We start from the raw sequence: 23,298 nt of genomic DNA, 5'->3' as shown, positions 1-23,298 counted from the left end.
ACGCCATCGACCTGGCCATCGAGATCGGCATGGGCAAGCGCACCAACACCATCCTGCAGTCCGCCTTCTTCACCCTGGCCGGCGTCATGCCCCAGGAGGAGGCCATCCGCTACATGAAGGACGCGGCCACGGCCTCCTACGCCAAGAAGGGCCAGGACATCGTGGATATGAACCACAAGGCCATCGATGCCGGCGCCACGGCCTTCGTGCAGGTGGAAGTGCCCGCTTCCTGGAAGGACGCTGAGGGCTCCGTTAAGGCTGCTCCCGCCGAGGGCCGTCCCGAGACGGTGGCCCTCGTGGAGAACGTCATGTTCCCCGTCGGCCGCATGGACGGCGACTCGCTGCCCGTGTCCGCCTTCGTCGGCTACGAGGACGGCCAGTTCCCGCTGGGTGCCTCGGCCTACGAGAAGCGCGGCGTGGCCGTGTCGGTGCCCGAGTGGACGCCCGACACCTGCATCCAGTGCAACCAGTGCGCGTTTGTGTGCCCGCATGCCACCATCCGTCCCTTCGCGCTGACCGACGCCGAGATGGCCTCTGCCCCGGCCCAGACCAAGCACATCCCCGTGAAGGGCAAGGTGGGCGCCGACATGCAGTATGTGCTGGCTGTCTCGCCGCTCGACTGCATGGGCTGCGGCCTGTGCGTCATCCAGTGCCCCACCGACTCGCTGGCCATGCAGCCCATCGCCGACGAGCTGGACGAGCAGCCGGTGTTCGACTACTGCGTGAAGGAAGTCGCCCGCAAGGAGGAGCTCGAGGGCACCTCGGTGAAGGCCAGCCAGTTCAAGCGCCCGCTGCTGGAGTTCTCCGGCTCGTGCGCCGGCTGCGCCCAGACCTCTTACGCGCGCCTGGTCACCCAGCTGTTCGGTGACCGCATGTACATCGCCAACGCCACGGGCTGCTCGTCCATCTGGGGCGGTCCGGCGGCCACCTCTCCCTACACGGTGAATGCCGACGGCCACGGCCCAGCCTGGTCCAACTCGCTGTTCGAGGACAACGCCGAGCACGGCATGGGCATGCTTTTGGGCTATGAGGCCGTGCAGGACAAGGTCGTGGTGGACACCGAGGTGCTCATCGAGTGCGGCGGCGCGGCCGGCGAGCTGGCCGACGCGGCCCGCGCGTGGCTTGAGGCCCGCACCGATGCTGAGGCGTCCAAGACCGCGGCGGCGGCCTACATCGCGGCCCTGGAGGCTGCGGCGGCCGGCACCGGGGAAGTGGCCGAGCTCGCGGCCGGCATCCTGGCCAACAAGGAGTACCTGACCAAGAAGTCGGTCTGGATCTTCGGCGGCGACGGCTGGGCCTACGACATCGGCTACGGCGGCCTGGACCATGTGCTCGCCTCCGGCAAGGACGTGAACGTGTTCGTGTTCGACACCGAGGTGTACTCCAACACCGGCGGCCAGGCCTCGAAGGCCTCCAACCTCGGCCAGGTGGCGCAGTTCGCCGCGGCCGGCAAGGACGTGAAGAAGAAGTCGCTCGCCGAGATCGCCATGACCTACGGCTACGTGTACGTGGCGCAGATCGCCATGGGCGCGAACCTGAATCAGACCATCAAGGCCATCACCGAGGCCGAGGCCTATCCGGGCCCCTCGCTCATCATCGGCTACAGCCCCTGCGAGATGCACTCCATCAAGGGCGGCATGACCAACTGCCAGACCGAGATGAAGAAGGCCGTGGACTGCGGTTACTGGAACCTGCTGCGCTTCAACCCCGAGGGCGCCCCGGGCAAGAAGCTCGTCATCGACTCCAAGGAGCCGGTGGAGGGCGAGTATCAGAACTTCCTCATGAACGAGGCCCGCTACAGCCGCCTGACCCGCGAGTTCCCCGAGCGCGCGGGCGAGCTGTTCGCCGAGAACGAGCAGGCCGCCATGGACCGCTGGGATCACCTGCAGAAGCTCAAGGACCTCTACGCCGCCGAGTAGCGCGAGCGCAGCAAATCGTCCTGCGAGAGGAGCCCGGATTCAATCCGGGCTCCTCTTTTTCGCCTTGGAGATGCGGTGCCACAAATAAAACCTGAGATGTCCTCGGAAGTGTTTGTTGGGCAGCGGGAAGCGCCCTTGGTAACCTTTGGCCTGGGAAAAGAACCGAGATTGAAGGAGGGTTCCCATGGAGAAGGAAATCAAGGCCGTGGAAGAGGCCGATCTGATGGATGCCGTGCCTTGTGCAGAAGGCGGCATGTCCCGCCGCTCGTTCCTCGGCTTGGGCGCATTGGGCGCTGCGGGACTGGCGGCGTTGGGCCTGGCCGGCTGCGCACCGCAGGCGAAGAACGATGTTCCGGCTGCCGATGCCGACGATGCCCCCGCAGCCGAGGAGCTGCCCCCGGCCGATATCGAGGAGAGCTGCGATGTGGTGGTGGTTGGTTTGGGCACGAGCGGCCTGGTGGCTGCTTCGGCTGCTGCCAAGGAAGGCGCGCAGGTCATCGGGCTCGACCGTTCCGCGTCCATGGGCGCCACGAACGCCTCCATGGTATCGGGTGTGTGGGCCATCGAGTCAACCCCCGAGCTGGCGCAGCCCAACTACCTCACGGTGAAGGACATGTTCGACTTCATCTGGACGGGCACCCACTACCAGACCAACGCCCCGTTGCTGCGCAACGTGCTGCCGGCTTCGGGCAAGGGCATCGATCTCATGATCGAGGGCGGCGTTCCCTTCATGTTCGCCTTCGAGGGCGCCGACGAGAACACGCTGATGCTGAACCGCGGCGGACACATCTATGCGACGAGCGGTGCCGAGCGGGCCGATGCGCTCCAGGGCATGCTGGATCAGTTCGGTGTGGATTCGCGCTGGAATGCGAACGTGACCAACCTGCTTATCGAGGATGGCGCTGTGGTGGGCGTGCGCTACGAGGAAGGCTCCAGCACGGTGGACGTGAAAGCCAAGAACGTCATCGTTGCCACGGGCGGCTTCATTCAGAACGAAGACATGCTGCGCGAGTACTACTCGGGCTCGGTCATGTACGGCACGGGCAACCAGTACAACGACGGTGCGGGCATCAAGCTGGCCCAGTCGGCCGGCGCGCAGATAGGCAAGAACTTCAGCACGTCCATCAACGAGTCGGGCGCCTGCAACATGAAGTCGAGCGCCCGCTTTGTGAGCCTGGAGGACTGCAACGCCACGCCGGTGTTCAGCTTGCCGTTGTTCGGCGGCCTCATGGTGAACAAGCAGGGTGCGCGCTTCATGGACGAGGGAACCATGGCCAAGCACACCATGTACTGCGGCGAGCCGCTTCTGCGCGAGGGCGTGTACTACATGGTGATCGATGACGGCCTCATCGACGAGCTTGCTACCACTCCCGTTATGGACTTCATCTCCGAAGACGCCTTCGGCAACATGGCCCCCGGCGTGCAGATGGGCTTCATGGATAAGACGCTCACCGCGCTGCCCGATATGGTGCAGCAGGGCATCGACGAGGGCTGGATCTGGAAGGCCGACTCCGCCGAGGTGCTGGGCGAGACGTGCGGCATGGCTCACCTGGCTGATACCGTGAAGACGTACAACGAGTATTGCGCAGCCGGTGCCGATGAGGAGATGTTCAAGGAGGCCCAGTTCCTGCGGGCGGTGGACACGGGCTCACTGTACGTGGTGGAGCTGGATATTGCCGCGTGGGTGACGCTCGGCGGCATCAAGACCGACGGCTACTGCCGCGCAGTGGATGCCGACGCCAATCCCATCCCCGGCTTGTTCGTGGCCGGCGTGGATGGCGATTTCTGGGCGGTGCCGTACTTCGAGGGCGGCTCGGCCCAGGGCTTCTGCGTAGGCTCGGGTTATCTGGCTGGCGTAACGGCCGCCCAGGCGTAAGATACGCTCGAATTTTCGCCCTCCCTCGGAAGGACGCCGATTCGTCGGCGTCCTTCTTGCATTGGCAATGCTGAGGCGAGGCGAAACGCGGTACTGAGGGGCGGTGGCGCAGCGTGTCGGCGGTGGCAATGCGGTATGATGGTTTGCGCAGGAAAAGGGAGAGAATATGGATCTACGGCAAATCGAGTACTTCTGTCTGGCGGCGAAGTCCCGTTCATTTTCCGCTGCGGCAAAGGGCGCTTTCGTAACGCAACAGACGCTGTCGGCTTCGGTGGCGTCCCTTGAGGGCGAGTTGGGATCGCCGCTGTTCCATCGGCGCCGACAGGGTATCGAGCTCACCGATTTCGGAGTTGCCTTCCTTCCGAAGGCCGCGGCCGTGTTGGAGGCAGTGCGCAGCGCAGAGGCCTTCGCCTCCTCGTGGCAGGAAAACGCACGGCGCACAGTGGCCTTCGCCTATGCGACGGCAAGCCTGCAGGAAGAGGGGACGGGCTTCACACTGGCGACGTTGCAGGGCTTTCGCGAGGCCCATCCCGAGGCGGACTTGCGCGTCTTCGAGCTAACGAGCGATTCGTGCCTTGCGGCGGTGCAGCGCGGTTCGGTGGATGTGGCATACGTGGTGGGTCGTCCTGATCCGGCGGAGTTCGCGTTCGAGCCGTTGGACGAGGGGAACTTGCTCGTGGCCGTGCCGGCCGGTCATCCCCTGGCCAGTCAGCCGTTCATCAGTTTTGCCGATCTGGCCGAGGTCGACTTGTTCCCCGTGCCCGATTTGAATGTGTCCTACCATCGTATCGTGGAGGGCTTTGCTCGCTACGGCCTGACGCCGCGCTATGCGCCCGTTTCCTTCAGCTTGGAGCATGCCCGGGAATTCGTGCGCTCGGGCCGCGGCGTCGATTTCTCGCCCGCCCATAATGCCGAGGAACCTCACGAGGGCATTGCGTACGTGCCCCTTACGGAGGAGGACGCCTTCACCCTGCCGCTCGGCCTGGCCGTGAGGATCGGCGCGACTGAGAATCCGCTCGTAGAAGAGCTGAAGCAGGCTATCGCCGCGGCAGCGCGAGAGAGGTAAGAGAGACTCGGCTATCTGGTTGCGGTATGGGTATTTCCGTTTTAGATCAGCTAATTTTCCGTATTAGCTACAAAACAAGCGATATTATTTCCGTATTAGCGACATATTTGCTAAAATTCTTTCCGTATTAGCGACAAATACCAGATAGCAAGTGTGATGGAGGAAAAGTGGCCGAAATACGCCGGAAGATGCTCGGCAGACTGGATGAATGGAACAGCAGCGGGGCCCGCAAGGCGTTCCTGCTCGTCGGCGCCCGTCAGACGGGCAAGACCTATGTCGTGCGACAGTTCGCGCGCGAGCGGTTCAAGCATCTCGCGGAGGTGAACCTGCTCGACGATAAGAACGCCGCCCGTACCCTCTCGAGTTCCTCTGATGCTGGCGATTTTATCTCCCGCCTGTCCTTGATCGCCCAAACGCCCGTCACCCCCGGCGAGACTCTTATCTTTCTCGATGAGATCCAGGAGGCCCCCGACCTTATCACCGCCGTGAAATTTCTGGTGGAAGACGGGCGCTACCGTGTGGTTATTTCCGGGTCCATGCTCGGTACCGAGCTGAAAGGCTTTCGATCCTTCCCTGTGGGATATGTGCTCATCGAGCGTATGTTCCCCCTCGATTTCGAGGAGTTCTGCTGGTCGCAGGATGTTCCACAGGCCATTATCGATGATATGAGGGAGTCGTTTGACAGCCGGGTGCCCCTCGATGACTCGCTGCACAGCCGTCTTATCGATCTGTTTCGCTATTACGTGGCCATCGGCGGCATGCCCGAGGTGGTGAGCGCGTATTTGGACTCGGCCTACGATATGATGGCGGTTCGCGAGACGGCGCTCCAGATTGTGGAGCAGTATCGATTCGACATCACGAAATACGCCGAGCCTCGCGCTCCGCAGATTCGTCGGGTGTTCGATGCGGTGCCCTCGCAGCTCGATAAGGAGAACAAGCGCTTCCGCATGGATGCCCTCAAGCAGGGGGCGGTGTACGGCCGCTATGCCGATGATTTCGCGTGGCTGATCGATGCGGCGGTGGTGTTGCCGACGTACCAGGTGGCCGAGCCCGCACGCCCGCTCGAGCGGAGCGCGCGAGAGAGCCGCTTCAAGCTGTATGAGGCCGACACGGGGCTGCTGATTGCGCAGTACCCGCCGCAGACGATGCTCGACGTGGTGGCGAACGCCGTGTCGGTGAACTTCGGCTCGGTGTATGAGAATGCTGTGGCGCAGGCCCTTGCGTGCCAGAATCCCAGCCTGTTCTACTATTACAGCAGCCGAAAGGGCGAGGTCGATTTCATCGTGCAGCGCAACGACGGTACCCTTATGCCCGTCGAGGTGAAGTCGGGCAAGGACTACAAGCTTCACACGGCGCTCAACAATCTGCTCGGAACGCCCGATTATGGCATCAACGAGGCGTGCGTGCTCTCGATGGCGAATATGGAGCGCCGCGAGCGCGAGGGGAAGCCTGTCTGGTATTTTCCCCTGTACCTGACATTCTGCATAGCCGAGCAGGCTAACGGCCGCCTGGCTCCTACGCATCTAGCCCCGCCGACCTTCTAAAGAGGAGTTCCCGCGCTCGGTTCGAGCTCCCCTGGGTCCCGGTGATTTACGCTGCTTTCGCATTCGCACCAAGATCGCCATCGAGGCGACTTAAGCGGTCGCTGCCTCCAGGTCGGGCTCGGCGGCGGCTGTCTCGGCGCGCTGGTCTGCCAGCGCCTTAGCTACACGCAGGACCACGTAGGCGCCCATGACGACGGAGTACACCGCGATGCTCACGACGGCTACCTGGTTGCCAGCCAGGGCGCTCGGCATGAGCAGCAGGGCCAAGTGCACGTAGGTAAGCACGTAGAAGGGGTAGGCGAGCCGCTGCACGCGCTTCCAGCTGGCGGCTTTCATGGCGTGCTTCACGCGCTGCGCCGAGGTGACCCACAGCACTGCCATGAGCGCGGTGATGAGCGCGGCCAGGCCCAGCGAGAACGCGAGGTTTCCCGTAAACGCGCCCGTCAAGCGCGGCACGTAGGAGGCGGCGTAGAAGGCGATGTGCCCGCAGGCGAAGATGCACGCCAGGATGGACAGCTGCCGGCGAATGGGCATGAGGTGCACGCGCAGGGGGTTCCTCTCGCCGAGCACGCCCACGAACATCACGACGGAGAACAGCAGAAACGCCAGGGCACAGCGCTGCATGAGCGGCTGGAAGTACGACCACGCCTCGCCGCGCACGTTCGCGCCGGTGCCCCACAGGTACAGCCCCACCAAGGCGACGGCGCCGAGGTAGAACGGCACGGGGTATCTCTTCAGGGGCTTGGCGCACAGCCATACGAGCGCAAATGACAGGGCAACGGCAACGACGAACCTCATGACGCCTCCTCCAACAGCCTGGAACCCAGGATCTCCTCTTTCCCTTTTGTCACAATAGCATAGGACAGCTAGTTTCTCAACACAACATTGGGCAGAGAAGGGAAATTGCTCCGTTCTCTGCTGGCTTCAAAGCGGAAGAAGATCGGCTGCGAGAGGGGACTCATCTTGGAAAACAATGACGAGATACCAGAGTCGAAGCGAGTAAGTTAGCTTTATAAAACACCAATGATGAGCGATATTATCCTCAAAATAGATAGCCTAAAGGCGGCGATTCCATTGACTGTCCTACGGCCCCATGATAGTATGCGCCCTGTAGCCGTCATATTTCTTTAGGACGGTTTCACCTATGCATGGGTCGTGTAAGGGAAAGAGGGGAAGCGACCTGTACAGGAGCTTTCCTGATGCGATCACAAAGAGGGAGGGTCACACATGGGTACTAGCCAACTGACTCGACGCAGGTTCGTCCAATGGGGAACGGCCGCCGCGGGCGCCACGGCGCTGGCGGGATTCACGGGCTGCGCCTCGCAGGGCGACGACGAGCTGTCCCAGACCGGCGGGGATGCCGCCGAGGAGACGGGCACGTGGCTGACGGGCGCCTGCATGAACAACTGCAGCTGCGGCTCGTCGCGCTGCCTGCTCAAGGTGTACGTGGAGGACGGGGTTCCGCTGAAGATCCGCACCGACGAGGAGGACGAGGACTCCATCGAGGTGCCCCAGCGCCGCGCCTGCCCCCGCGGCCGCGCGCAGATCGGCAACATGATGTCGCCGGCGCGCATCAAATACCCCATGAAGCGCAAGGGGTGGAGCCCCGACAATCCGAACGGCGAGATGCGCGGCCGCGACGAGTGGGAGCGCATCAGCTGGGACGAGGCGCTCGACTACATCGCCGCCGAGATGCAGAAGGCCTACGACAACTACGGCCCCAAATCCATTCTTGCCGCTGCTTACAGTGACATTGGAGATACCTATTTTGATCAGGTTATCTGCCTGCTGAACGCCAAGGGCGGCGCCATGCACCACGAACTCGGCACTGTGTCGCTCGGCGCTTGGCCTATCCCCGAGATCATGATGACTGGCGGTATGCTGGCGGCTCCCGACTCACTGTCCATTCAGGACAGCGAACTGCACTTCCACTTCGGCAACAACTGGATGGCCAACAAGGGCGGCAACACTGCCTACCAGCTTGACTATGCCAAGCGCCAGGGCGGCAAGGTCATCATCGTGGAGCCCTGGCTGAACCAGACGGCCCAGGCGGTGGCCGACGAGTGGGTGCCCATCATTCCCGGCACCGACACGGCCTTCTGCATCGGCATGATGTATCACATGATCGAGAACAACCTGCAGGATCAGGACTTCCTCGACAAGTACTGCGTCGGCTTCGATGCCGAGCACATGCCCGAGGGCGCTCCCGTTGAGGACAACTTCAAGGACTACGTGCTGGGCACCTACGACGGCGAGCCGAAGACCCCCGAGTGGGCCGAGGCTATCTGCGGCGTGCCGGCGGCCGACATCCGCCGCCTGGCCGAAGAGATCGCCTCCACCGAGAAGGTGAACTTCTTCGCCGGCCAGTCCACCACGAAGATTCCCGCTGGCGAGATGTTCGCTCAGGCCTTCTATACCCTCGCCCTTATGCATGGCAGCATGGGCACTCCGGGCAATTACGCCTCATGGGTAGGCTTGTGCGAGGGCATGTCGGCTGCGCCGTTCTGCATGGCCGGCGACTCGTCGTCTGCCGAGTTGAATCCCGTGAATCCGCTCAAGCCCGTGGCTCTGTCATCGGTTCCGCTGTTTGCGCAGATGGAGGATCCCGCGGCATGGGAAAACATCGATTACTCCGAGTGCTGGCAATCTATCCTCGACGGCGCCTATGGCCGTGATAGCTGGCCGGGCGGCAAGCATCCCCTCGATATCCACGTCATCTATTGTGGTGGATACGAGAATTCGCTCAACTCGATGCCGAATGCCAATGCGGCGATCAAGGCATTCCGCAGCGTTGACTTCGTGTGGGGAGCAAACCCCTTCTTCGATCCGTCGCGTCAGTACTGCGATATTGTGGTGCCCGTGGCCACCTGGTGGGAAAAGGGGAACATCGCCTGGATGAACAACTCCGACACCGTGTACTGGGCCGACCGTATTATGGAGCCGCTGTTTGAGTCGAAGCCCGAAGGCTGGATCGCCGAGGAGCTGGCGAAGCGCCTCGATGTTGATCCGAAGGTGGTGAACGCTCAGACCGATGCCGAGCGCACCTACTCGTCGCTGGCGGGGGCCGTATACATGACCGATCGTGCCGCTATGGGCTATGCCCCGCTGCTCACGATCAGCCAGGACGATATTGACGAGCTCGGCGTGGAGGGAGCGCCCCAAGAAGGGCTCATGACCGTAGCCGAATTCAAGGAGAAGGGCTTCTTCAAGATCCCGCGCTCCAAGGGCGATGCGCTCTCCAGCGTGCCGTGGGAGGCGTTCTACGCAGATCCGGATGCGAATCCTCTGCCCACCTCCACGGGCAAGTTCGAGATTTATTCCGCAGGCCTGGCCGCCACGGTGAACTCGCTGGGTTTCTCCACGCTCTCGCCCATCGCGAAGTGGCAGATCGCCGATCCCGAGCAGGGCGCCGGCACCCAGACCGACGAGTTCCCGCTGCTGCTGTGGACTCCGCACTCCCTGCGCCGCGCCCACACGGTGAACGACAACGTCGTCTCGCTGCGCGAGGCCTTCCCCCAGGAGTGCTTCATCAGCACGGTGGACGCCGAGGCTCGCGGCATCAAGACGGGCGATCTGGTGCTCATGACGAGCCCCCACGGCCAGGTGCTGCGCCCGGCCAAGGTGCTGCCCACCATCGTTCCGGGCGCGGTGGCGCTCCAGGACGGCGCGTGGATCCGCATCGACGAGGAGACCGGCATCGATCTGGGCGGCGACCCGAACATCCTGCAGGCGCCGAAGTCCTCTGGTCAGGGTTCCCAGTCGTGGACGGGCACGCTCGTGCAGGTGGAGAAATACGACGGGCCGCTCACGCTCGATCCCGACAAGAACACGCCCATCGTCATGCCCGTGGGCATCGAGGAATAGGGGAGGTGCGCCATGACTCAGTACGCATTCCATTTCGACTCCAGCAAGTGCACGGGCTGCAAGACCTGCCAGGTCGCGTGCAAGGAGACCTATAAGCTGCCGGCGAACAACCTGTACCGGCGCGTGTTGAACTACCAGGGCGGCTCCTGGAAGCCCACCGATGCGGGCCACTACGCGCCCGACGGCGTGTTCGGCTACTTCGTGTCGCTGGCCTGCAACCACTGCACGAACCCGGCGTGTGTGGCCAACTGCCCCACGGGTGCCATGCAGAAGGACGAGGAGACCGGCATCGTGTGGACCGATCACGACGTGTGCATCGGCTGCAAGACCTGCGAGACCGCCTGTCCCTACGGCGCCCCCACCTTCGGGGAGGACGAGGGCTACATGCTCAAATGCGACATGTGCAAGGGCGAGGTCGAGGGCGGCGGCAAGCCCCTCTGCGTGACCGGCTGTCCCATGCGCGCGCTTGACTTCGGCACCCGCGAGGAGCTCGTGGACAAGTACGGCGAGGGCGATGTGGAGGTGGAGCCGCTGCCGCAGGACACCACCGAGGCGAATCTCATCGTGACGCCCCACCGCGACGCCCAGAAGTCGGGCTCCGGCACCGGATCCGTCGTCAATTTGGAGGAAGAGCTGTAGGCTTTCCGGCTCATGCTCTTAAGGCGGAAGGGGTGCCGGCTTCGGGCCGACGCCCCTTCCGCGTCATCGGGCCGCGCGACGGCGTGCGGCCCGTCCCTTCGATGCGGCAGCTCCCGAGCGCGCGAATCCCTCCCCGCGCGCCCGGGGTGGCCCTGTTTTCCGAGGTATGCTCATGAACACACCATTCCAATCCGAAACGCTGGCGGCGGCCGAGGTCTGCTTCGCCGAGGCCTCGTCGCTGCTCTACGGCGAGCCCTCCGCGACGGCCGTGGCCGCCCAGGTGGCTGGCCGCCAGTTCGCCGCCGCGCCCTTCGCCGCCGACAACGCCTGGGCCGCCCGGGGCCTTGCCCTCATGGACGGCTGGTGCGTCGAGGCGGCCTCGGCGGCCGGCTTGGACGCGGCGGCCGCCGACTCGGCCCTTAGCGAGACGGCCGCCGAGGCCGCGGTCGCTCTTGCCGGCAGCGCCGTCTTCATCGAGCGCGTGGACGAGCTGCGCCGCGAGTGGCTCCGGCTCTTCGTGGGCGCGGGCGCCCCGGAGGCCTCGTGCCTGGAGTCGTTCTACGTGGAGCCCAACAGCCACATGTTCGGGCGAACCGCGCTGGCGGCGCGGACCGCCTACCGTCGCCACGGCCTCATGTCCGAGCGCGTCGGTAAGGAGCCCGACGACCATCTCGGCCTCATGCTCGGCTTCCTCTCGCGCTTGATGGCCGAGGAGCGGGAGGCCCTCGAGGCCGGCGATGGCGACGCGGCCCGTGCCCTGGCCGAGGAGCAGGAGACGTTTCTCGTCGAGCACGTGCTTCCCTGGCTGTCGGCATGGCGCTACGCGGTGGAGAAGCACGCCCGCACCGACTACTACCGCGGCCTCGGCGATTTCGTCTTCGGCCTCGGTTCCTGCTATGCGGAGCGCTTCGGCATTCGCTATGATGGGGAGGCCCAGGCGTTCAAGAGACGGCTCGACTAGCGTCGGCCGAGGGGACCGAGGCGAAGGCGAGGGGAGGTGCGTATGCTGGGGTCGTTCGTGGTGCTGTACCTGTTTCTAGGCGGGTGCGGCGCCGGCGTGCTGCTCGTGGCGGCTGCGTGGTCGCTGCTCTTCCGCCGCACCCGGACGCGCAGCCGGGCCCAGAGCCGCGCCTTCGACGGGCTTGCGGGCACCCTGGCCGCCATCGCCTTCGTGATGCTCGCGGTGTCGGCGTTCTGCCTGCTGCTCGACTTGGGGCGTCCCCAGCGGTTCTTCCTGCTGTTCATGCGTCCGACGCCCTCGCTGCTCACCTTCGGCTCCTTCGTCCTGCTCGCCTCCCTTGCGGTATCGGCCGCCCTGGCCGCGGTGCATCTGATGGCCCCGCGCCCTGTGCCCGGGCCGCTGCGCACGGTGCTCGAGGCGGCGGCGGTCGCCCTCGCCTTCGCGCTCATGGTATACACGGGGCTCTACATGGCCCTCATGGAGGCGGTGCCCCTGTGGAACAACGCCGCCCTGCCCGTGCTGCTCGCCCTCTCCTCGGCCTCGTCGGGGGTGGCGGTCGTGCTCCTGGCCGTGCCCTTCGTGCGCGATGGAGCGCTTCTGGCCGGCTGGACCGAGGCCCTGCGCCGCGCCCACCGCGCTGTTCTCACGCTGGAGGCAGTCGCGCTCGCGGCCTTCCTCGGCCTGGCCCTCGCCGGCCCCTTTGCGCGTCCGGCCCTCGCGGCCCTGCTTGCGCCCGAGGGCGCCGGCCCGTGGTTCGTCGTCGGGTTCGCGGGCCTCGGCGTCGTCGTGCCGCTGGCCGCCGAGGGGGTGCGCGCCCTTCTCAAGGTGCCCGCGACGCTGCAGGTCGTCGAGGTGCTCTGCGTTCTCGGCGGGCTGATTCTGCGGTTCTGCTTGGTGGCGGCCGGAAGCCACTGGCTCGGGTGATACAATGCGGGGCAACGGAAATGCGGGACGATTCCGCGGCTTGGCGGGAGAAGGGCGGCACGGGCACCATGGCTCTGTTCGAGATAGACGAATCAAGCGGGCTGCCCGTGTGGGTGCAGCTGCGCAACCGCTTCGTCTACCTCATCAAGACCGGCCACTACCAGCCGGGTGATCAGCTGCCCAGCGTGCGCACCCTCGCCGCTGAGGCCGCCATCAACTACAACACCGTCAGCAAGGTGTACGTGAACTTGGAGAGCGACGGCTACGTGGAATCGGTGCGCGGGCGCGGCGTGTTCGTGCGCGACATCGGCAACCGGGGCGATGACGTGCTCTCCGTTGCCGACACCGAGATCGAGGGCTGCATACGGCGCTGCCTGGCCCTCGGCATGAGCATCGACGAGGTGAAGCTGCGCCTGATCGACGTGGCCCATCGCATCCAGGACGAGAAGTCCTGACCCGTTCGAAGGACGTGATTCCCATGAAGAAGCGCACCGAGAAGCACTCCCGCGGCGAGGATACCAAGCTCGCGGGCATTGAGCGCTACAACTCTAATATCGACCGACGCGCCTCGCAGACGGGCCCGCTCGTGTTCTCGGCCTTCGTGGCCGTCGTCGTGTTTCTGGCAGTGCTCGGCGCCGCCTTCGTTTTCGCGGGCATGTTCACCGTGGAGGGGCTTGTGGCTGCGCTCCTCGCAGCCTGGGTGGCCACCATGTCGGTGCATATCGCCATGCAGTGGGAGAAGGTGGTGGTCTTCCGCCTCGGCAAGTTCTCCCGCGTGAAGGGGCCGGGACTCTACTTCACCATCCCCTTCATCGAGCAGACCGCGCTTAAAGCCGACCAGCGCATCATGGTCACGGGCTTCGGCGCCGAGGAGACGCTCACGAGCGACTTGGTGCCCATCAACGTGGATGCGGTGCTGTTCTGGATGGTATGGGACGCGAAGAAGGCCTGCCTGGAGGTGGAGAACTACTACAACTCGGTGTCGCTCGCGGCCCAAACGGCCCTGCGCGACGCCATCGGGCGGGCGAGCGTGTCGGAGGTGGCCATCCGCCGCAACCAGCTCGATCAGGAGCTGCAGGAGGTCATCGAAGAGCGCACGAGCGTGTGGGGCATCACCGTGCTGTCGGTGGAGATCCGCGACATCGTCATTCCCGCCGAGCTGCAGGAGGTGATGTCGGCGGAGGCCCAGGCCGAGCGCGAGAAGAACGCCCGCATGGTGCTCGCCGAGGTGGAGAAGGACATCTCGGCCATGCTCGTGGACGCCGCCAACGTGTACGAGGAGAACGATCTGGCCGTGCGCTTGCGCACGATGCACCTGCTCTACGAGTCGGTGAAGGGCTCCGGGGGCACGGTGGTCATCCCGAGCGCGTACTCCGAGGGCTTCTCGGACGCGGCGCTGGATAAGGCCCTCGACAGCTTGAAGCACGGGAAGTAGCGTGCCGGCCGCCAGCGCGGGAGCCCTCAACGGCCGGAGCGCTCCCGCCGCGGGCCGCGCGACCTGTGCCCCTTTCGTGAACCTTGCCAACGCCGTCCCAATGAGCGGGGAGGTCGGTATAATCCGAAACCAAGGCGGGTACCGGACAGATTCATCCCCCTCCCTCCCGATTTGCCCGGTGCCCCGCCTGTTCTAGCCGAAATACGTCTCGTGCCACAACACGAAGCAGTAGGCCGACCAAATCCTCTTCATATGCGAACAGGCGCCGCTTCGGTGCTCGTCGAGAAGCGCATCCAGCGTATCGGTGCGGAAGAACTGCCGCGCCGTGGCGCTGTGCAGCACCTCGCGCACCCGGCTCGCCCACGGCTCCTCGCGCAGCCACTGGGCGAGCGGCGTGAGAAAGCCCTTCTTGGGCATGGCCGCCGTGACAGGCGGCAGAGTGCGGGCGGCGGCACGGCGCAGGGCCGGCTTCGTCTCATGGCGCGTCACGCGCAGCTCGCGCGGCAGGGTGCGGGCGCAGGCGAACACCTCCCGGTCGAGGAAGGGCACGCGCAGCTCCAGCGAGGCGGCCATGGACATCTTGTCGGCCTTCAAGAGGATATCCTGCTGCATCCAGGTGAGGATGTCGGCGGTCTGCATGAGCGTGGCCTCGTCGAGCCATCCTGCGCCGTCGCGCTCAAGCTCGGCGAAGAGCGCGGCTGTCGCCTCCCAGGGCGCGCCCGCGCCTGCCGCCTCCGCGGCCACCTCGTCGGCGAGCAGATCCAGGGCGTCTTCCCAGGTGAAGTTGTACTCCAGGCGGATGTAGCGCTCGGAGAGGGGATGGGCCCCGCGCATGAGGAAGCGCCGCCCATGAGTTCCCGGCGGCAGGCGGCGCGCGCCGGCGGCCAGGGTGCGGCGCAGGGGCGCGGGCAGAGCCAGATAGGGCTCGAAGGCGAGGCATTCCTGGTAGTAGGGGTACCCGCCGAACAGCTCGTCGGCCCCTTCCCCCGACAGCACCACCTTCACCGACTCGGCGGCCATGCGGCACAGGTGGTACAGCGGCACGGCCGAGGGGTTGGGCAGAGGCTCGTCCATGGCGTACTGCACGGCGGCCGCCGATGCGAAGAACTCCTCGGCGGTGAGGTGCCGCGCCTGGTTGGGCAGCCCCACCGCCTCGGCGAAGGCCGCGGCGGCGGCAAGCTCCGAGTAGCGCGCCTCGCCGTAGCCGATGGAGAAGGTGCGCGCCTCCATGATGCGAGAGGCCTCGGCGGCCACGAGGCTCGAGTCCACGCCCGCCGAGAGGAAGCAGCCCACCTCCACGTCGGCCACCGCATGGGCCGCGACCGATTCTCGGACCGCGGCCTCGACGGCCTCGGCGGCTGCCTCGGGGCGCAGGGAGGGGTTGGGGGCGAAGCGCGGCGCGAACCAGCGGCGCACCTCGGCGCGGCCGTCGCGCCAGCGAAGCCAGTGGCCCGCGGGCAGCTTGCGCACGCCCCGGAACAGGGTCTCCTCGTCGGGCAGGTACTCCAGGCACAGCCAGTGCCCGAGGCGGCGCTCGTTCAGCTGACGGGGCACGCGGGGGTGCGCGAGAAGCCCCTTTATCTCGGAGCCGAACACGATGGCGCCGCCTTCGGCATGCCAGTACAAAGGCTTGATGCCGAAGGCGTCCCGCGCCAGGAAGAGCTCGCCGGCACCAGGGCGGTACAGCGCGAAGGCGAACATGCCGCGCAGGCGGTCGAGCACCTCTTCGCCCCATTCCTCGAAGCCGTGGAGCACCACTTCCGCATCGCCCTCGGTGGCAAAAACGTGGCCGCGGGCGATAAGATCGCGCCGTAGCTCGCGGTAGTTGTACACTTCGCCGTTGAATACGAGCACGAGCGATGCGTCCTCGTTGAAGAGGGGCTGGTTCGCGCCGGCCAGGTCGATGATGGCAAGGCGCCGGAAGCCCAAAGCGCAGCGCTCGTCGGCGTAGAAGCCCTCGGAGTCGGGGCCGCGGTGGGCGATGGCGTCGGCCATGCGCCGGATGGTTGACGCGGCATCGTAGCCGCGGGCGTTATCGTCAGCCCAGCCGACAAAACCGCACATCGGTCTCCTCCTCGCATCTCTTGCCGCCGCCGAGCGCGATCACGCGGTCGGCGAGCACGTCCAGGGCGTCCACTACGGGAAGCCCCGCCGCACGCCGGGCGCCTCCGAAGGCCAGTGACAGCTCGGTGCACCCGAGCACGATGCCGTCGCAGCCGGCATCGGCAAGGTCGGCCGCCAGCTCGTCGAGGACGGCACGGTCCACCGCGCGCCCCGCCTTCACCTCGTCGAAGATGATGCGGCCCACGCGCTGCTGCACGGGCCCGGCGGGGTAGCGGCACCCCACGCCGCAGTGCGCCCCCTCGCGGCCATACACGTCGGCGAGCACGGTGCCGCGGGTGGCCAGCACGCCCAAACGCGAGAGCCCCGCATCGGCGGCGGCGCGCACGGTCTCGCGCACCATGTGCACGATGGGCACCGGCACGGCTGCCGAAACCTCGTCGTAGAACGTGTGCGCCGTGTTGCAGGGCAGCGCCAGCACCTCGCAGCCGCAGGCCGCCAAAAGCTGGCCGTCCTCGATGAGCGCGGATACGGGCGAGCGGGAGCTCTCTCCGGCGATGAAGGCCGTGCGGTCGGGTATGGCGGCATCGTTGAAGGCCAGCGTGCGCACGTGGTCCTGGTCGCAGGCCGCCTCGGTGCGCTCCACAATGCGCTGCAGGAAGTAGGCGGTGGCCCCCGGCCCCACGCCGCCGAGCACGCCCACGAGGCGACCGCTCACGATGCGGCTCCCGCCAAGCGGGGCTCTGCGGCGGAGGCCGAGGTGGCGCCGGCCGCAGGGGAGCCGAGCGCGCGCTGGCGGCGCTGCTCCCGCTCCCGCTTGGCCGCCATGGCCGCCCGGCACGTCCTCCACTGCCGGTAGGCGAAGGCGAGCGGGTACAGCCGCCGGCGCAGACGCTTCTCGGCGGGGTAGTCCAGCGGGTCGGCATCGACGCCGAGGGCATACAGCCCGGCTACCTCCCGGCGCAGCGCCTCGTCGCTGATGTAGTCGAGCAGGATGGGCTTGGGCACCACCGTGTACAGCGAGGCGCGCCCGCGGGCTACAGCCACCGCCTCGGGGAAGGGCTTTCCTTCCACCAAATCTTCCACGAGGAAGCGCGCCACGTTGTCGCCGGCGGCGGTCACGTAGTAGTTGCTGCGCCCGAGGCGCGTGTTCACCTCGAAGAACACGTGGCTGCCGTCGCGCGGGTCCACCTTGATGTCGAAGTTCGCGAAGCCCGTGTAGCCCACGGCGTCGAGCAGCCGGCACGCCTCGGCCACGATCTGCTCGTCGGTGCGGCTCACGATGGCGAGCGGGTTGCCCACCCCCATGGGCCGCATGTCTTCCAGAAGGGTCTGGCCGAAGGAGGCGAAGCGCACGGTGCCGGTGCAGTCGGAGTAGGTGGTGAGGATGCGCATCTGCGTGTCGTCGCCGGGGATGGTCTCCTGGATGAGGAACGACCCGTCGTAGCGGCTTTTCTGCACGGCGCCGAGCACGCGGGCCAGCTCGGCGGCGTCGCGGGGGAAGAACACCTTCTCCTTGCCGGGGAAGTCGGCGTAGTGGTAGGCGGCCGATGCGGCTGGCTTGGCCACCACGGGGAAGGGGAAGGGCACGTCCAGCGCCGCCGGGTCGGCATCGGCGTCACCCGTGTCGAAGATAACGGTGCGCGGGGCGGGAACGCCCACCTCGGCGCACAGGGCGTAGAAGCGCTCCTTGTCGGTGAGGCGGTTCAGAAGGCCCTCGCCGATGTAGGGGATGATGAAGGCCCCCTCGAGCTGGGAGCGCATCTCCACGATGGCGCGCACGTACCAGTCGCCGCAGCCGAGCAGCATCAGGGTGCGGTGCCCGAAGCACTCGGCCACGTCGGCCAAGGTGGACAGCAGCACCTCACGGCGCTCCAGGTGCGGCACCACCCGGTTCACGAGGATGGAGGAGTCGCCGCACATGTGGCAGTCGGCCTGGGACAGCACGAGCGACACGATGCCGTAGGCCTCGTGGAAGGCCCGGGCCAGGCTGTAGGCACCGATATCGCCTCCGAGGATGACGGGCAGCACGTCGGGGGCGTCGGTTTTCTCCATGGGTCTCATCTCCTGCATCGGCGGGGCTTCAATACAGGAAAGATGATAGGAAAAGCCCCCATTACGCATCCCATAGCAAATGCTGAAGAAAGCGTAAGGAGGGCGAAACTTTTCCTTACGGAAGCAGCGGGAGAGCGGTACGCCGTCGTCCGGTTCGGCGCCGTCCGGCATTCCGATTCGCTCAGGCAGTCCTCGCTTGGTGGAAGTGCCCGCTGGGCACTTCCAGTCGCTGCGGAACTCGCTCGGTCGGAACGCCGGACGGCGCCGACCCTGCTCAACGGAGGCAGCAGGGTTACTCTGCGACCAGCTGCTCCAGTGCGGCCAGCTTCACGCAGCAGCAGAACACGTCCATGGCGGCGTCGAGCTCCTCGAGCGGCGGCAGCGAGGGCGCGATGCGGATGTTGGAGTCGGCCGGATCGTCGCCGTAGGGCCAGGTGGCGCCGGCGCCGGTCATCACCACGCCGGCATCCTTGGCCAGGGCCACGATGCGGCGGGCGGTGCCGGCCGGCCCCTCGAAGCTCACGAAGTAGCCGCCGCACGGGTTCGTCCACGTGGCAATGCCGGCCCCGCCCAGTTCCTCCTGCAAGCGGCCGCACACCAGGTCGAACTTCGGTTTCATGAGCTCGCCGTGGCGCGCCATGTGGGCGGCAAGGCCCGCGCCCTCGTCCAGGAAGCGGGCATGGCGCAGCTGGTTCAACTTGTCGTGGCCGATGGCCTGGGCGTTCATATGGCGCTTGATCTCGGCCACGTTGGCGGGGCTCGCCGCCACGGCCGCCACACCGGCGCCGGGGAAGGTGATCTTGGAAGTGGATCCGAACTTCAGGTAGCGGTCGGGATTGCCCGCCTCGGCGCAGGCGGCGGCTATGTCGAGCACGGTATCCTGCTCGGCCGGGTCGTCGGAGAAGTGGTGCACGGCATAGGCGTTATCCCAGAAGATGCGGAAATCGGGCGCGGCGGTGTCCATGGAAGCCAGGCGGCGCACCACGTCGTCGGAGTAGGTGGCACCCGTGGGATTCGAGTACTTCGGCACGCACCAGATGCCCTTGATGGAGGCGTCCTCGGCCACGAGGCGCTCAACCTCATCCATGTCGGGGCCCTCCTCGCCCATGGGCACGGGGATCATCTGGATGCCCAAAGCCTCGCAGATGGTGAAATGGCGGTCGTAGCCCGGCACGGGGCAGAGCCACTTCACCTCGTCGAGCTGGCTCCAGGGCGTGCCTCCCAAAGCGCCGAACAGCAGGTAGCGCACCATGGCGTCGTACATGGCCGTGAGGCTGGCGTTGCCCAGCACGATGACGTTCTCGGGCGCATCGTCCAAAAGGCGCGCCATGAGGCGCTTCGCCTCGGGAATACCGTCGAGCACGCCGTAGTTGCGGCAGTCGGTGCCGTCCTCGGCGGCAAGATCGGCGCCGGCGTTCAGGATGTCCAGCATCGGCAGGGAAAGCTCCAGCTGCGCCGCCGACGGCTTGCCCCGGGCCATGTTCAGGGAGAGCCCCCGGGCAACCATCTCGTTGTAGCGGCCGCGCGTCTGCGCCAGTTCGGCCTCCAATTCCGCCTTCGACATATCTGCGTAGCGCGGCATAATCGTCCTTTCGCCGTAAAACTGCTCGTATGCACAAGACACGGAGCGTCGCTCCAGTGCAGTAAAGTATAATCCCGAAGGTCAGAGGAATGTCCGTCAACATGGGACTTCAACACGATCAATGGTTGATCGGAGTCGGAGTTGGCGGAGGGGTCCGCGCGCAGTTCCGCAGCGACGAGGACAGTCCGCCGGACTGTCCTCCAAAGCGAGGACTGTCTGAGCACGGCGCCCCTCCGCCAACTCCGACCCCCGGGAGTTCCAAGCAAGATTCTCGAAGGTAAAGGGGGAAACATGATCGAAAGCGACTTCTGGGTAGTTTTCGCCATGCTCATCTACTTCGTCGTCGTGGTCGTCATCGGCTTCGTCTACGCGCGGCGCTCCAACTCGTCGAGCGAGGAGTACTTCCTCGGCGGTCGCGGCCTGGGCCCGTGGCTCACGGCCCTGTCGGCCGAGGCCTCGGACATGTCGGGGTGGCTGCTCATGGGCCTGCCCGGCGTGGCCTACTTCACCGGCGCGTCGGACGCCATGTGGACGGCCATCGGCCTTGTCATCGGCACGTATCTGAACTGGAAGTTCGTGGCCAAGCGCCTGCGCAAGTACTCCGAGAAGGCCGGCAACGCCATCACCGTGCCCGACTTCTTCAGCAACCGCTTCCATGATAACAAGCACATCCTCATGACCATCGCCGCGGTCATCATCCTGCTGTTCTTCACCATCTACACGGCCTCGTGCTTCGTCACCGTGGGCAAGCTGTTCGCCACGCTGTTCGGCTGGGACTACGCGGCCATGATGGTCATCGGCGCCATCATCGTGTTCTTGTACACCTTCATGGGCGGGTATCTCTCGGTGTGCACCACCGATCTCGTGCAGGGCACGCTCATGTTCTGCGCGCTCGTGACCATCTTCGTCGGCAGCGTCACGGCGGCCGGCGGCGTGGAGAATACCGTGGCCTTCCTCCAGTCCATCCCCGGCTTCCTGTCGGCCACCGAGATCGCCACGCCCCTGCTCGACGACGGCGGCGCCCAGCTCATGATCGACGGCCTGCCGCAGTTCGGCGACGCCAACACCTACGGCATCATCACCATCGTGAGCGGCCTGGCCTGGGGCCTCGGCTACTTCGGCATGCCCCAGGTGCTCATCCGCTTCATGTCCATCCGCCACTCCGACGAGATCAAGAAGTCGCGCCTCATCGCCATGATCTGGCTCGTGGTGTCTATGAGCGCCGCGGTGTGCATCGGCCTCATCGGGCGCGCGTACCTGCCCGACGCCTTCGCCACCCAGGCAGCGGCCGAGAGCGTGTTCATCGTGCTGGCCCAGATCCTCTTGCCGTCGTTCTTCTGCGGTCTGGTAGTCTCGGGCATCTTCGCGGCGGCCATGAGCTCGTCGTCCTCCTACCTGCTCATCTCGGGCAGCGCGGTGGCCACGAACATCTTCAAGGGGCTCATCAAGCGCGACGCCACCGACCGCCAGGTCATGATCGTGGCCCGTGTGACGCTCACCTGCATCCTCGTGCTCGGGTGCTTCTTGGCCATGGACCAGAACTCCTCCATCTTCAACATCGTGTCCTATGCCTGGGCCGGCTTCGGCGCCTCGTTCGGCCCGCTCATGCTGTGCTCGCTGTACTGGCGCCGCACCACGCTGCCCGGCGCCATCGCCGGTATGCTCACCGGTGCCGCCACGGTCATCATCTGGAACAACTTCATCGCGCCTCTGGGCGGCTGGTTCGCGGTCTACGAGCTTCTGCCCGGCTTCGTGCTGGCGCTGCTCGTGATCGTCGTGGTATCGAAGCTCACCGCCGAGCCCTCCAAGGAGGTCACCGACGACTTCGACACCTACATGGAGCTGGACGTGTAGCAGCGCATCTGCACGCCGCTTCCTCGAGCCGCCTTCGGGCGGCTCTTTTCGTTGCGGGCCAAACGATTCCCCAACAAGCGCTCGCACCGCTGGGCGGCAGGCGGCATCTGGGCTATCATGGGCCGGTAACCGACGAGTAAGGGGACTTCCATGCTGAAAGCAGTCGAGATCAAGCCGGACGTGTTCTGGGTGGGCGGCGTCGATTGGAACGAGCGCAACTTCCACGGCTACACCACCGAGCGGGGCAGCACCTACAACGCCTACCTCATCATGGACGAGAAGATCACGCTCATCGACACCTGCAAGCGCCCCTTCGTGGGCGAGCTCATTGAGCGCATCGGCACCATCGTGGATCCGGCCCGCATCGACTACATCGTGTCGAACCACGTGGAGATGGACCACTCCGGCGGCCTGCCGGCCTTAGCCGAGATCGCGCCGAACGCCACGATCGTCACCGGCGCACCCAAGGGCGTCCAGGGGCTTTCCGCCCACTACGGCGACGAGCTGAGCCTCATGGGCGTGAAGACGGGTGACACCCTGGACATCGGCCGCCGCACGCTCACCTTCGTGCAGACGCCTATGGTGCACTGGCCTGACTCCATGGTCACCTACGACGAGTACGACCAGATCCTCTTCTCCAACGATGCCTTCGGCCAGCACTATGCCTCCTCGAAGCGCTTCGACGACGAGGTAGGGTTGCCCGAGGTGCTCGTGCAGGCCCAGAAGTACTACGCGAACATCGTGATGCCCTACGGCAAGAACGTCGAGGCGGCCCTAAAGGCGCTCTCCGGCCTCTCCTTCGATATGATCGCGCCGGCCCACGGCATCATCTGGCGCAGTCACGTGCCCGAGATCCTGGACATGTACGCGAAGTGGAGCTCCGGTGCGCCTGAGGAGTACGCGCTCGTGGTGTACGACTCCATGTGGCACACCACCGAGGCCATGGCCGTGGAGATCACCGAGGCCTTCGTGGAGATGGGCATTCCCGCGCGCCTGCTCGATTTGAAGGTGAACCACATCTCCGACATCATGGCCGAGGTGCTGAACGCCCGCTACATCGCCGTGGGCTCGCCGACGCTCAATAAGACCATGATGCCCACGGTGTCGGCCTTCCTCTGCTATATGCGGGGCTTGGCTCCCGCTGGGCGCGTGGGCATCCCCTTCGGCAGCTACGGTTGGGCGCCCATGGGGCCCAATGAGGTGTACCAGGCTTTGGAGAGCTGCAAGTTCACGCTGCCCGAGGCCCCCTTCACCCATCAGTGGGTGGAAGACGCCGAGGGGCTGAACGCCCTGCACGACGCCGTGGTGGAGTTCGTGAGCCTGTTCCACGACAAGGCCGAGTAGGGCACAGGCGCGGTCGGGAGGCCGATCGCCGCCATCCGCAACGTGAGAAGGGCTCCCCGCGGGGAGCCCTTCTCGAAGGAGGGGGCGTCGCGCTCCTTGTTGGAAGAGGGTCCCGGAGAACGCGCCACCCCGGCATGGGAGGGGGGTGGGGCGGCGCGTTTCCCGGGGCCCGGG

17 protein-coding genes are annotated in these 23,298 nt (G+C 65.8%); 12 read left to right on the top strand and 5 right to left on the bottom strand.

All coding sequences use genetic code 11. From position 1 onward, the window contains the following. From Q5064_RS09880 to Q5064_RS09865, 4 genes are all read left to right on the top strand, one after another. Positions 1-1,919, top strand: a 1,919-nt coding sequence (locus Q5064_RS09880; RefSeq protein WP_302964281.1) for a 4Fe-4S binding protein, incomplete at its 5' end; no start/stop codon positions are given. A 184-nt stretch (positions 1,920-2,103) separates the two neighbouring features. Next, the gene (locus tag Q5064_RS09875) at positions 2,104-3,795 is read left to right on the top strand and encodes an FAD-binding protein (protein ID WP_302964279.1); all 1,692 of its coding nucleotides are present in this window, start codon (positions 2,104-2,106) and stop codon (positions 3,793-3,795) included. Positions 3,796-3,961: 166 nt separating this feature from the next. Then, complete coding sequence (locus Q5064_RS09870; protein WP_302964278.1) at positions 3,962-4,861, top strand: LysR family transcriptional regulator; 900 nt, start codon at positions 3,962-3,964, stop codon at positions 4,859-4,861. Between the two features lie 167 nt (positions 4,862-5,028). After that, positions 5,029-6,405 carry an ATP-binding protein gene (locus Q5064_RS09865; protein WP_302964277.1) on the top strand — a complete coding sequence of 459 codons (1,377 nt, stop codon included), beginning with the start codon at positions 5,029-5,031 and terminating at the stop codon, positions 6,403-6,405. A gap of 90 nt (positions 6,406-6,495) precedes the next feature. Here Q5064_RS09865 and Q5064_RS09860 read toward each other — a convergent pair whose 3' ends face one another. After that, on the bottom strand, positions 6,496-7,203 hold the full coding sequence (locus tag Q5064_RS09860) for a ferric reductase-like transmembrane domain-containing protein (RefSeq protein WP_302964275.1): 708 nt from the start codon (positions 7,201-7,203) through the stop codon (positions 6,496-6,498). A gap of 429 nt (positions 7,204-7,632) precedes the next feature. Between Q5064_RS09860 and Q5064_RS09855 the strand changes: the two genes are divergently transcribed. From Q5064_RS09855 to Q5064_RS09830, 6 genes are all read left to right on the top strand, one after another. Continuing rightward, positions 7,633-10,269 (top strand): molybdopterin-dependent oxidoreductase, encoded by a 2,637-nt coding sequence (locus tag Q5064_RS09855; RefSeq protein WP_302964274.1) that lies wholly within the window; start codon positions 7,633-7,635, stop codon positions 10,267-10,269. A gap of 12 nt (positions 10,270-10,281) precedes the next feature. Continuing rightward, complete coding sequence (locus Q5064_RS09850; protein WP_302964271.1) at positions 10,282-10,908, top strand: 4Fe-4S dicluster domain-containing protein; 627 nt, start codon at positions 10,282-10,284, stop codon at positions 10,906-10,908. Positions 10,909-11,080: 172 nt separating this feature from the next. Next, complete coding sequence (locus Q5064_RS09845) at positions 11,081-11,869, top strand: molecular chaperone (RefSeq protein ID WP_302964268.1); 789 nt, start codon at positions 11,081-11,083, stop codon at positions 11,867-11,869. Between the two features lie 42 nt (positions 11,870-11,911). Continuing rightward, the gene (nrfD, locus tag Q5064_RS09840) at positions 11,912-12,793 is read left to right on the top strand and encodes an NrfD/PsrC family molybdoenzyme membrane anchor subunit (RefSeq protein WP_302964267.1); all 882 of its coding nucleotides are present in this window, start codon (positions 11,912-11,914) and stop codon (positions 12,791-12,793) included. Positions 12,794-12,813: 20 nt separating this feature from the next. Next, positions 12,814-13,248, top strand: coding sequence for a GntR family transcriptional regulator (locus Q5064_RS09835; protein WP_302964265.1), 435 nt, complete (start codon positions 12,814-12,816; stop codon positions 13,246-13,248). Between the two features lie 23 nt (positions 13,249-13,271). Continuing rightward, positions 13,272-14,228, top strand: a complete 957-nt coding sequence (locus Q5064_RS09830; protein ID WP_302964263.1) for a slipin family protein — start codon at positions 13,272-13,274, stop codon at positions 14,226-14,228. 192 nt (positions 14,229-14,420) lie between these two features. Here Q5064_RS09830 and asnB read toward each other — a convergent pair whose 3' ends face one another. The 4 genes from asnB to Q5064_RS09810 all read right to left on the bottom strand — a co-directional run bounded on the left by asnB (position 14,421) and on the right by Q5064_RS09810 (position 19,926). After that, positions 14,421-16,292: an asparagine synthase (glutamine-hydrolyzing) gene (gene asnB / locus Q5064_RS09825; protein WP_302964260.1), complete on the bottom strand. Its 1,872-nt coding sequence runs from the start codon at positions 16,290-16,292 to the stop codon at positions 14,421-14,423. Next, positions 16,267-17,007 carry an aspartate/glutamate racemase family protein gene (locus Q5064_RS09820; protein WP_302964258.1) on the bottom strand — a complete coding sequence of 247 codons (741 nt, stop codon included), beginning with the start codon at positions 17,005-17,007 and terminating at the stop codon, positions 16,267-16,269. Before Q5064_RS09820 ends, asnB begins: the two co-directional genes overlap by 26 nt. Next, positions 17,004-18,344 (bottom strand): carboxylate--amine ligase, encoded by a 1,341-nt coding sequence (locus Q5064_RS09815; RefSeq protein WP_302964257.1) that lies wholly within the window; start codon positions 18,342-18,344, stop codon positions 17,004-17,006. Before Q5064_RS09815 ends, Q5064_RS09820 begins: the two co-directional genes overlap by 4 nt. Before the next feature lie 292 nt (positions 18,345-18,636). Continuing rightward, a complete protein-coding gene (locus Q5064_RS09810; protein ID WP_302964256.1) occupies positions 18,637-19,926 on the bottom strand; it encodes an aminotransferase class I/II-fold pyridoxal phosphate-dependent enzyme in 1,290 nt (429 codons plus the stop codon). Positions 19,927-20,217: 291 nt separating this feature from the next. Between Q5064_RS09810 and putP the strand changes: the two genes are divergently transcribed. Next, positions 20,218-21,780 carry a sodium/proline symporter PutP gene (putP, locus tag Q5064_RS09805; protein ID WP_302964253.1) on the top strand — a complete coding sequence of 521 codons (1,563 nt, stop codon included), beginning with the start codon at positions 20,218-20,220 and terminating at the stop codon, positions 21,778-21,780. A gap of 150 nt (positions 21,781-21,930) precedes the next feature. Beyond that, the gene (locus tag Q5064_RS09800; protein WP_302964252.1) at positions 21,931-23,124 is read left to right on the top strand and encodes an FprA family A-type flavoprotein; all 1,194 of its coding nucleotides are present in this window, start codon (positions 21,931-21,933) and stop codon (positions 23,122-23,124) included. The last annotated feature ends 174 nt before the right edge of the window (positions 23,125-23,298 follow it).

This window comes from uncultured Adlercreutzia sp., assembly GCF_958431955.1.
GTDB lineage: Bacteria > Actinomycetota > Coriobacteriia > Coriobacteriales > Eggerthellaceae > Adlercreutzia.
Note: the sequence above shows the minus strand (reverse complement) of the source record. Positions and strands in the feature narration are given on the sequence as shown.

Bases quoted from the DNA above. Each gene is read 5' to 3' on its own strand.
- Q5064_RS09835 (WP_302964265.1), top strand. From the start codon at position 12,814: ATGCGGGACGATTCCGCGGCTTGGCGGGAGAAGGGCGGCACGGGCACC.
- Q5064_RS09850 (WP_302964271.1), top strand. From the start codon at position 10,282: ATGACTCAGTACGCATTCCATTTCGACTCCAGCAAGTGCACGGGCTGC.
- Q5064_RS09870 (WP_302964278.1), top strand. From the start codon at position 3,962: ATGGATCTACGGCAAATCGAGTACTTCTGTCTGGCGGCGAAGTCCCGT.
- Q5064_RS09845 (WP_302964268.1), top strand. From the start codon at position 11,081: ATGAACACACCATTCCAATCCGAAACGCTGGCGGCGGCCGAGGTCTGC.
- Q5064_RS09810 (WP_302964256.1), bottom strand. From the start codon at position 19,926: ATGCCGCGCTACGCAGATATGTCGAAGGCGGAATTGGAGGCCGAACTG.
- Q5064_RS09875 (WP_302964279.1), top strand. From the start codon at position 2,104: ATGGAGAAGGAAATCAAGGCCGTGGAAGAGGCCGATCTGATGGATGCC.
- Q5064_RS09830 (WP_302964263.1), top strand. From the start codon at position 13,272: ATGAAGAAGCGCACCGAGAAGCACTCCCGCGGCGAGGATACCAAGCTC.
- nrfD (WP_302964267.1), top strand. From the start codon at position 11,912: ATGCTGGGGTCGTTCGTGGTGCTGTACCTGTTTCTAGGCGGGTGCGGC.
- Q5064_RS09800 (WP_302964252.1), top strand. From the start codon at position 21,931: ATGCTGAAAGCAGTCGAGATCAAGCCGGACGTGTTCTGGGTGGGCGGC.
- asnB (WP_302964260.1), bottom strand. From the start codon at position 16,292: ATGTGCGGTTTTGTCGGCTGGGCTGACGATAACGCCCGCGGCTACGAT.
- Q5064_RS09860 (WP_302964275.1), bottom strand. From the start codon at position 7,203: ATGAGGTTCGTCGTTGCCGTTGCCCTGTCATTTGCGCTCGTATGGCTG.
- Q5064_RS09815 (WP_302964257.1), bottom strand. From the start codon at position 18,344: ATGGAGAAAACCGACGCCCCCGACGTGCTGCCCGTCATCCTCGGAGGC.
- putP (WP_302964253.1), top strand. From the start codon at position 20,218: ATGATCGAAAGCGACTTCTGGGTAGTTTTCGCCATGCTCATCTACTTC.
- Q5064_RS09855 (WP_302964274.1), top strand. From the start codon at position 7,633: ATGGGTACTAGCCAACTGACTCGACGCAGGTTCGTCCAATGGGGAACG.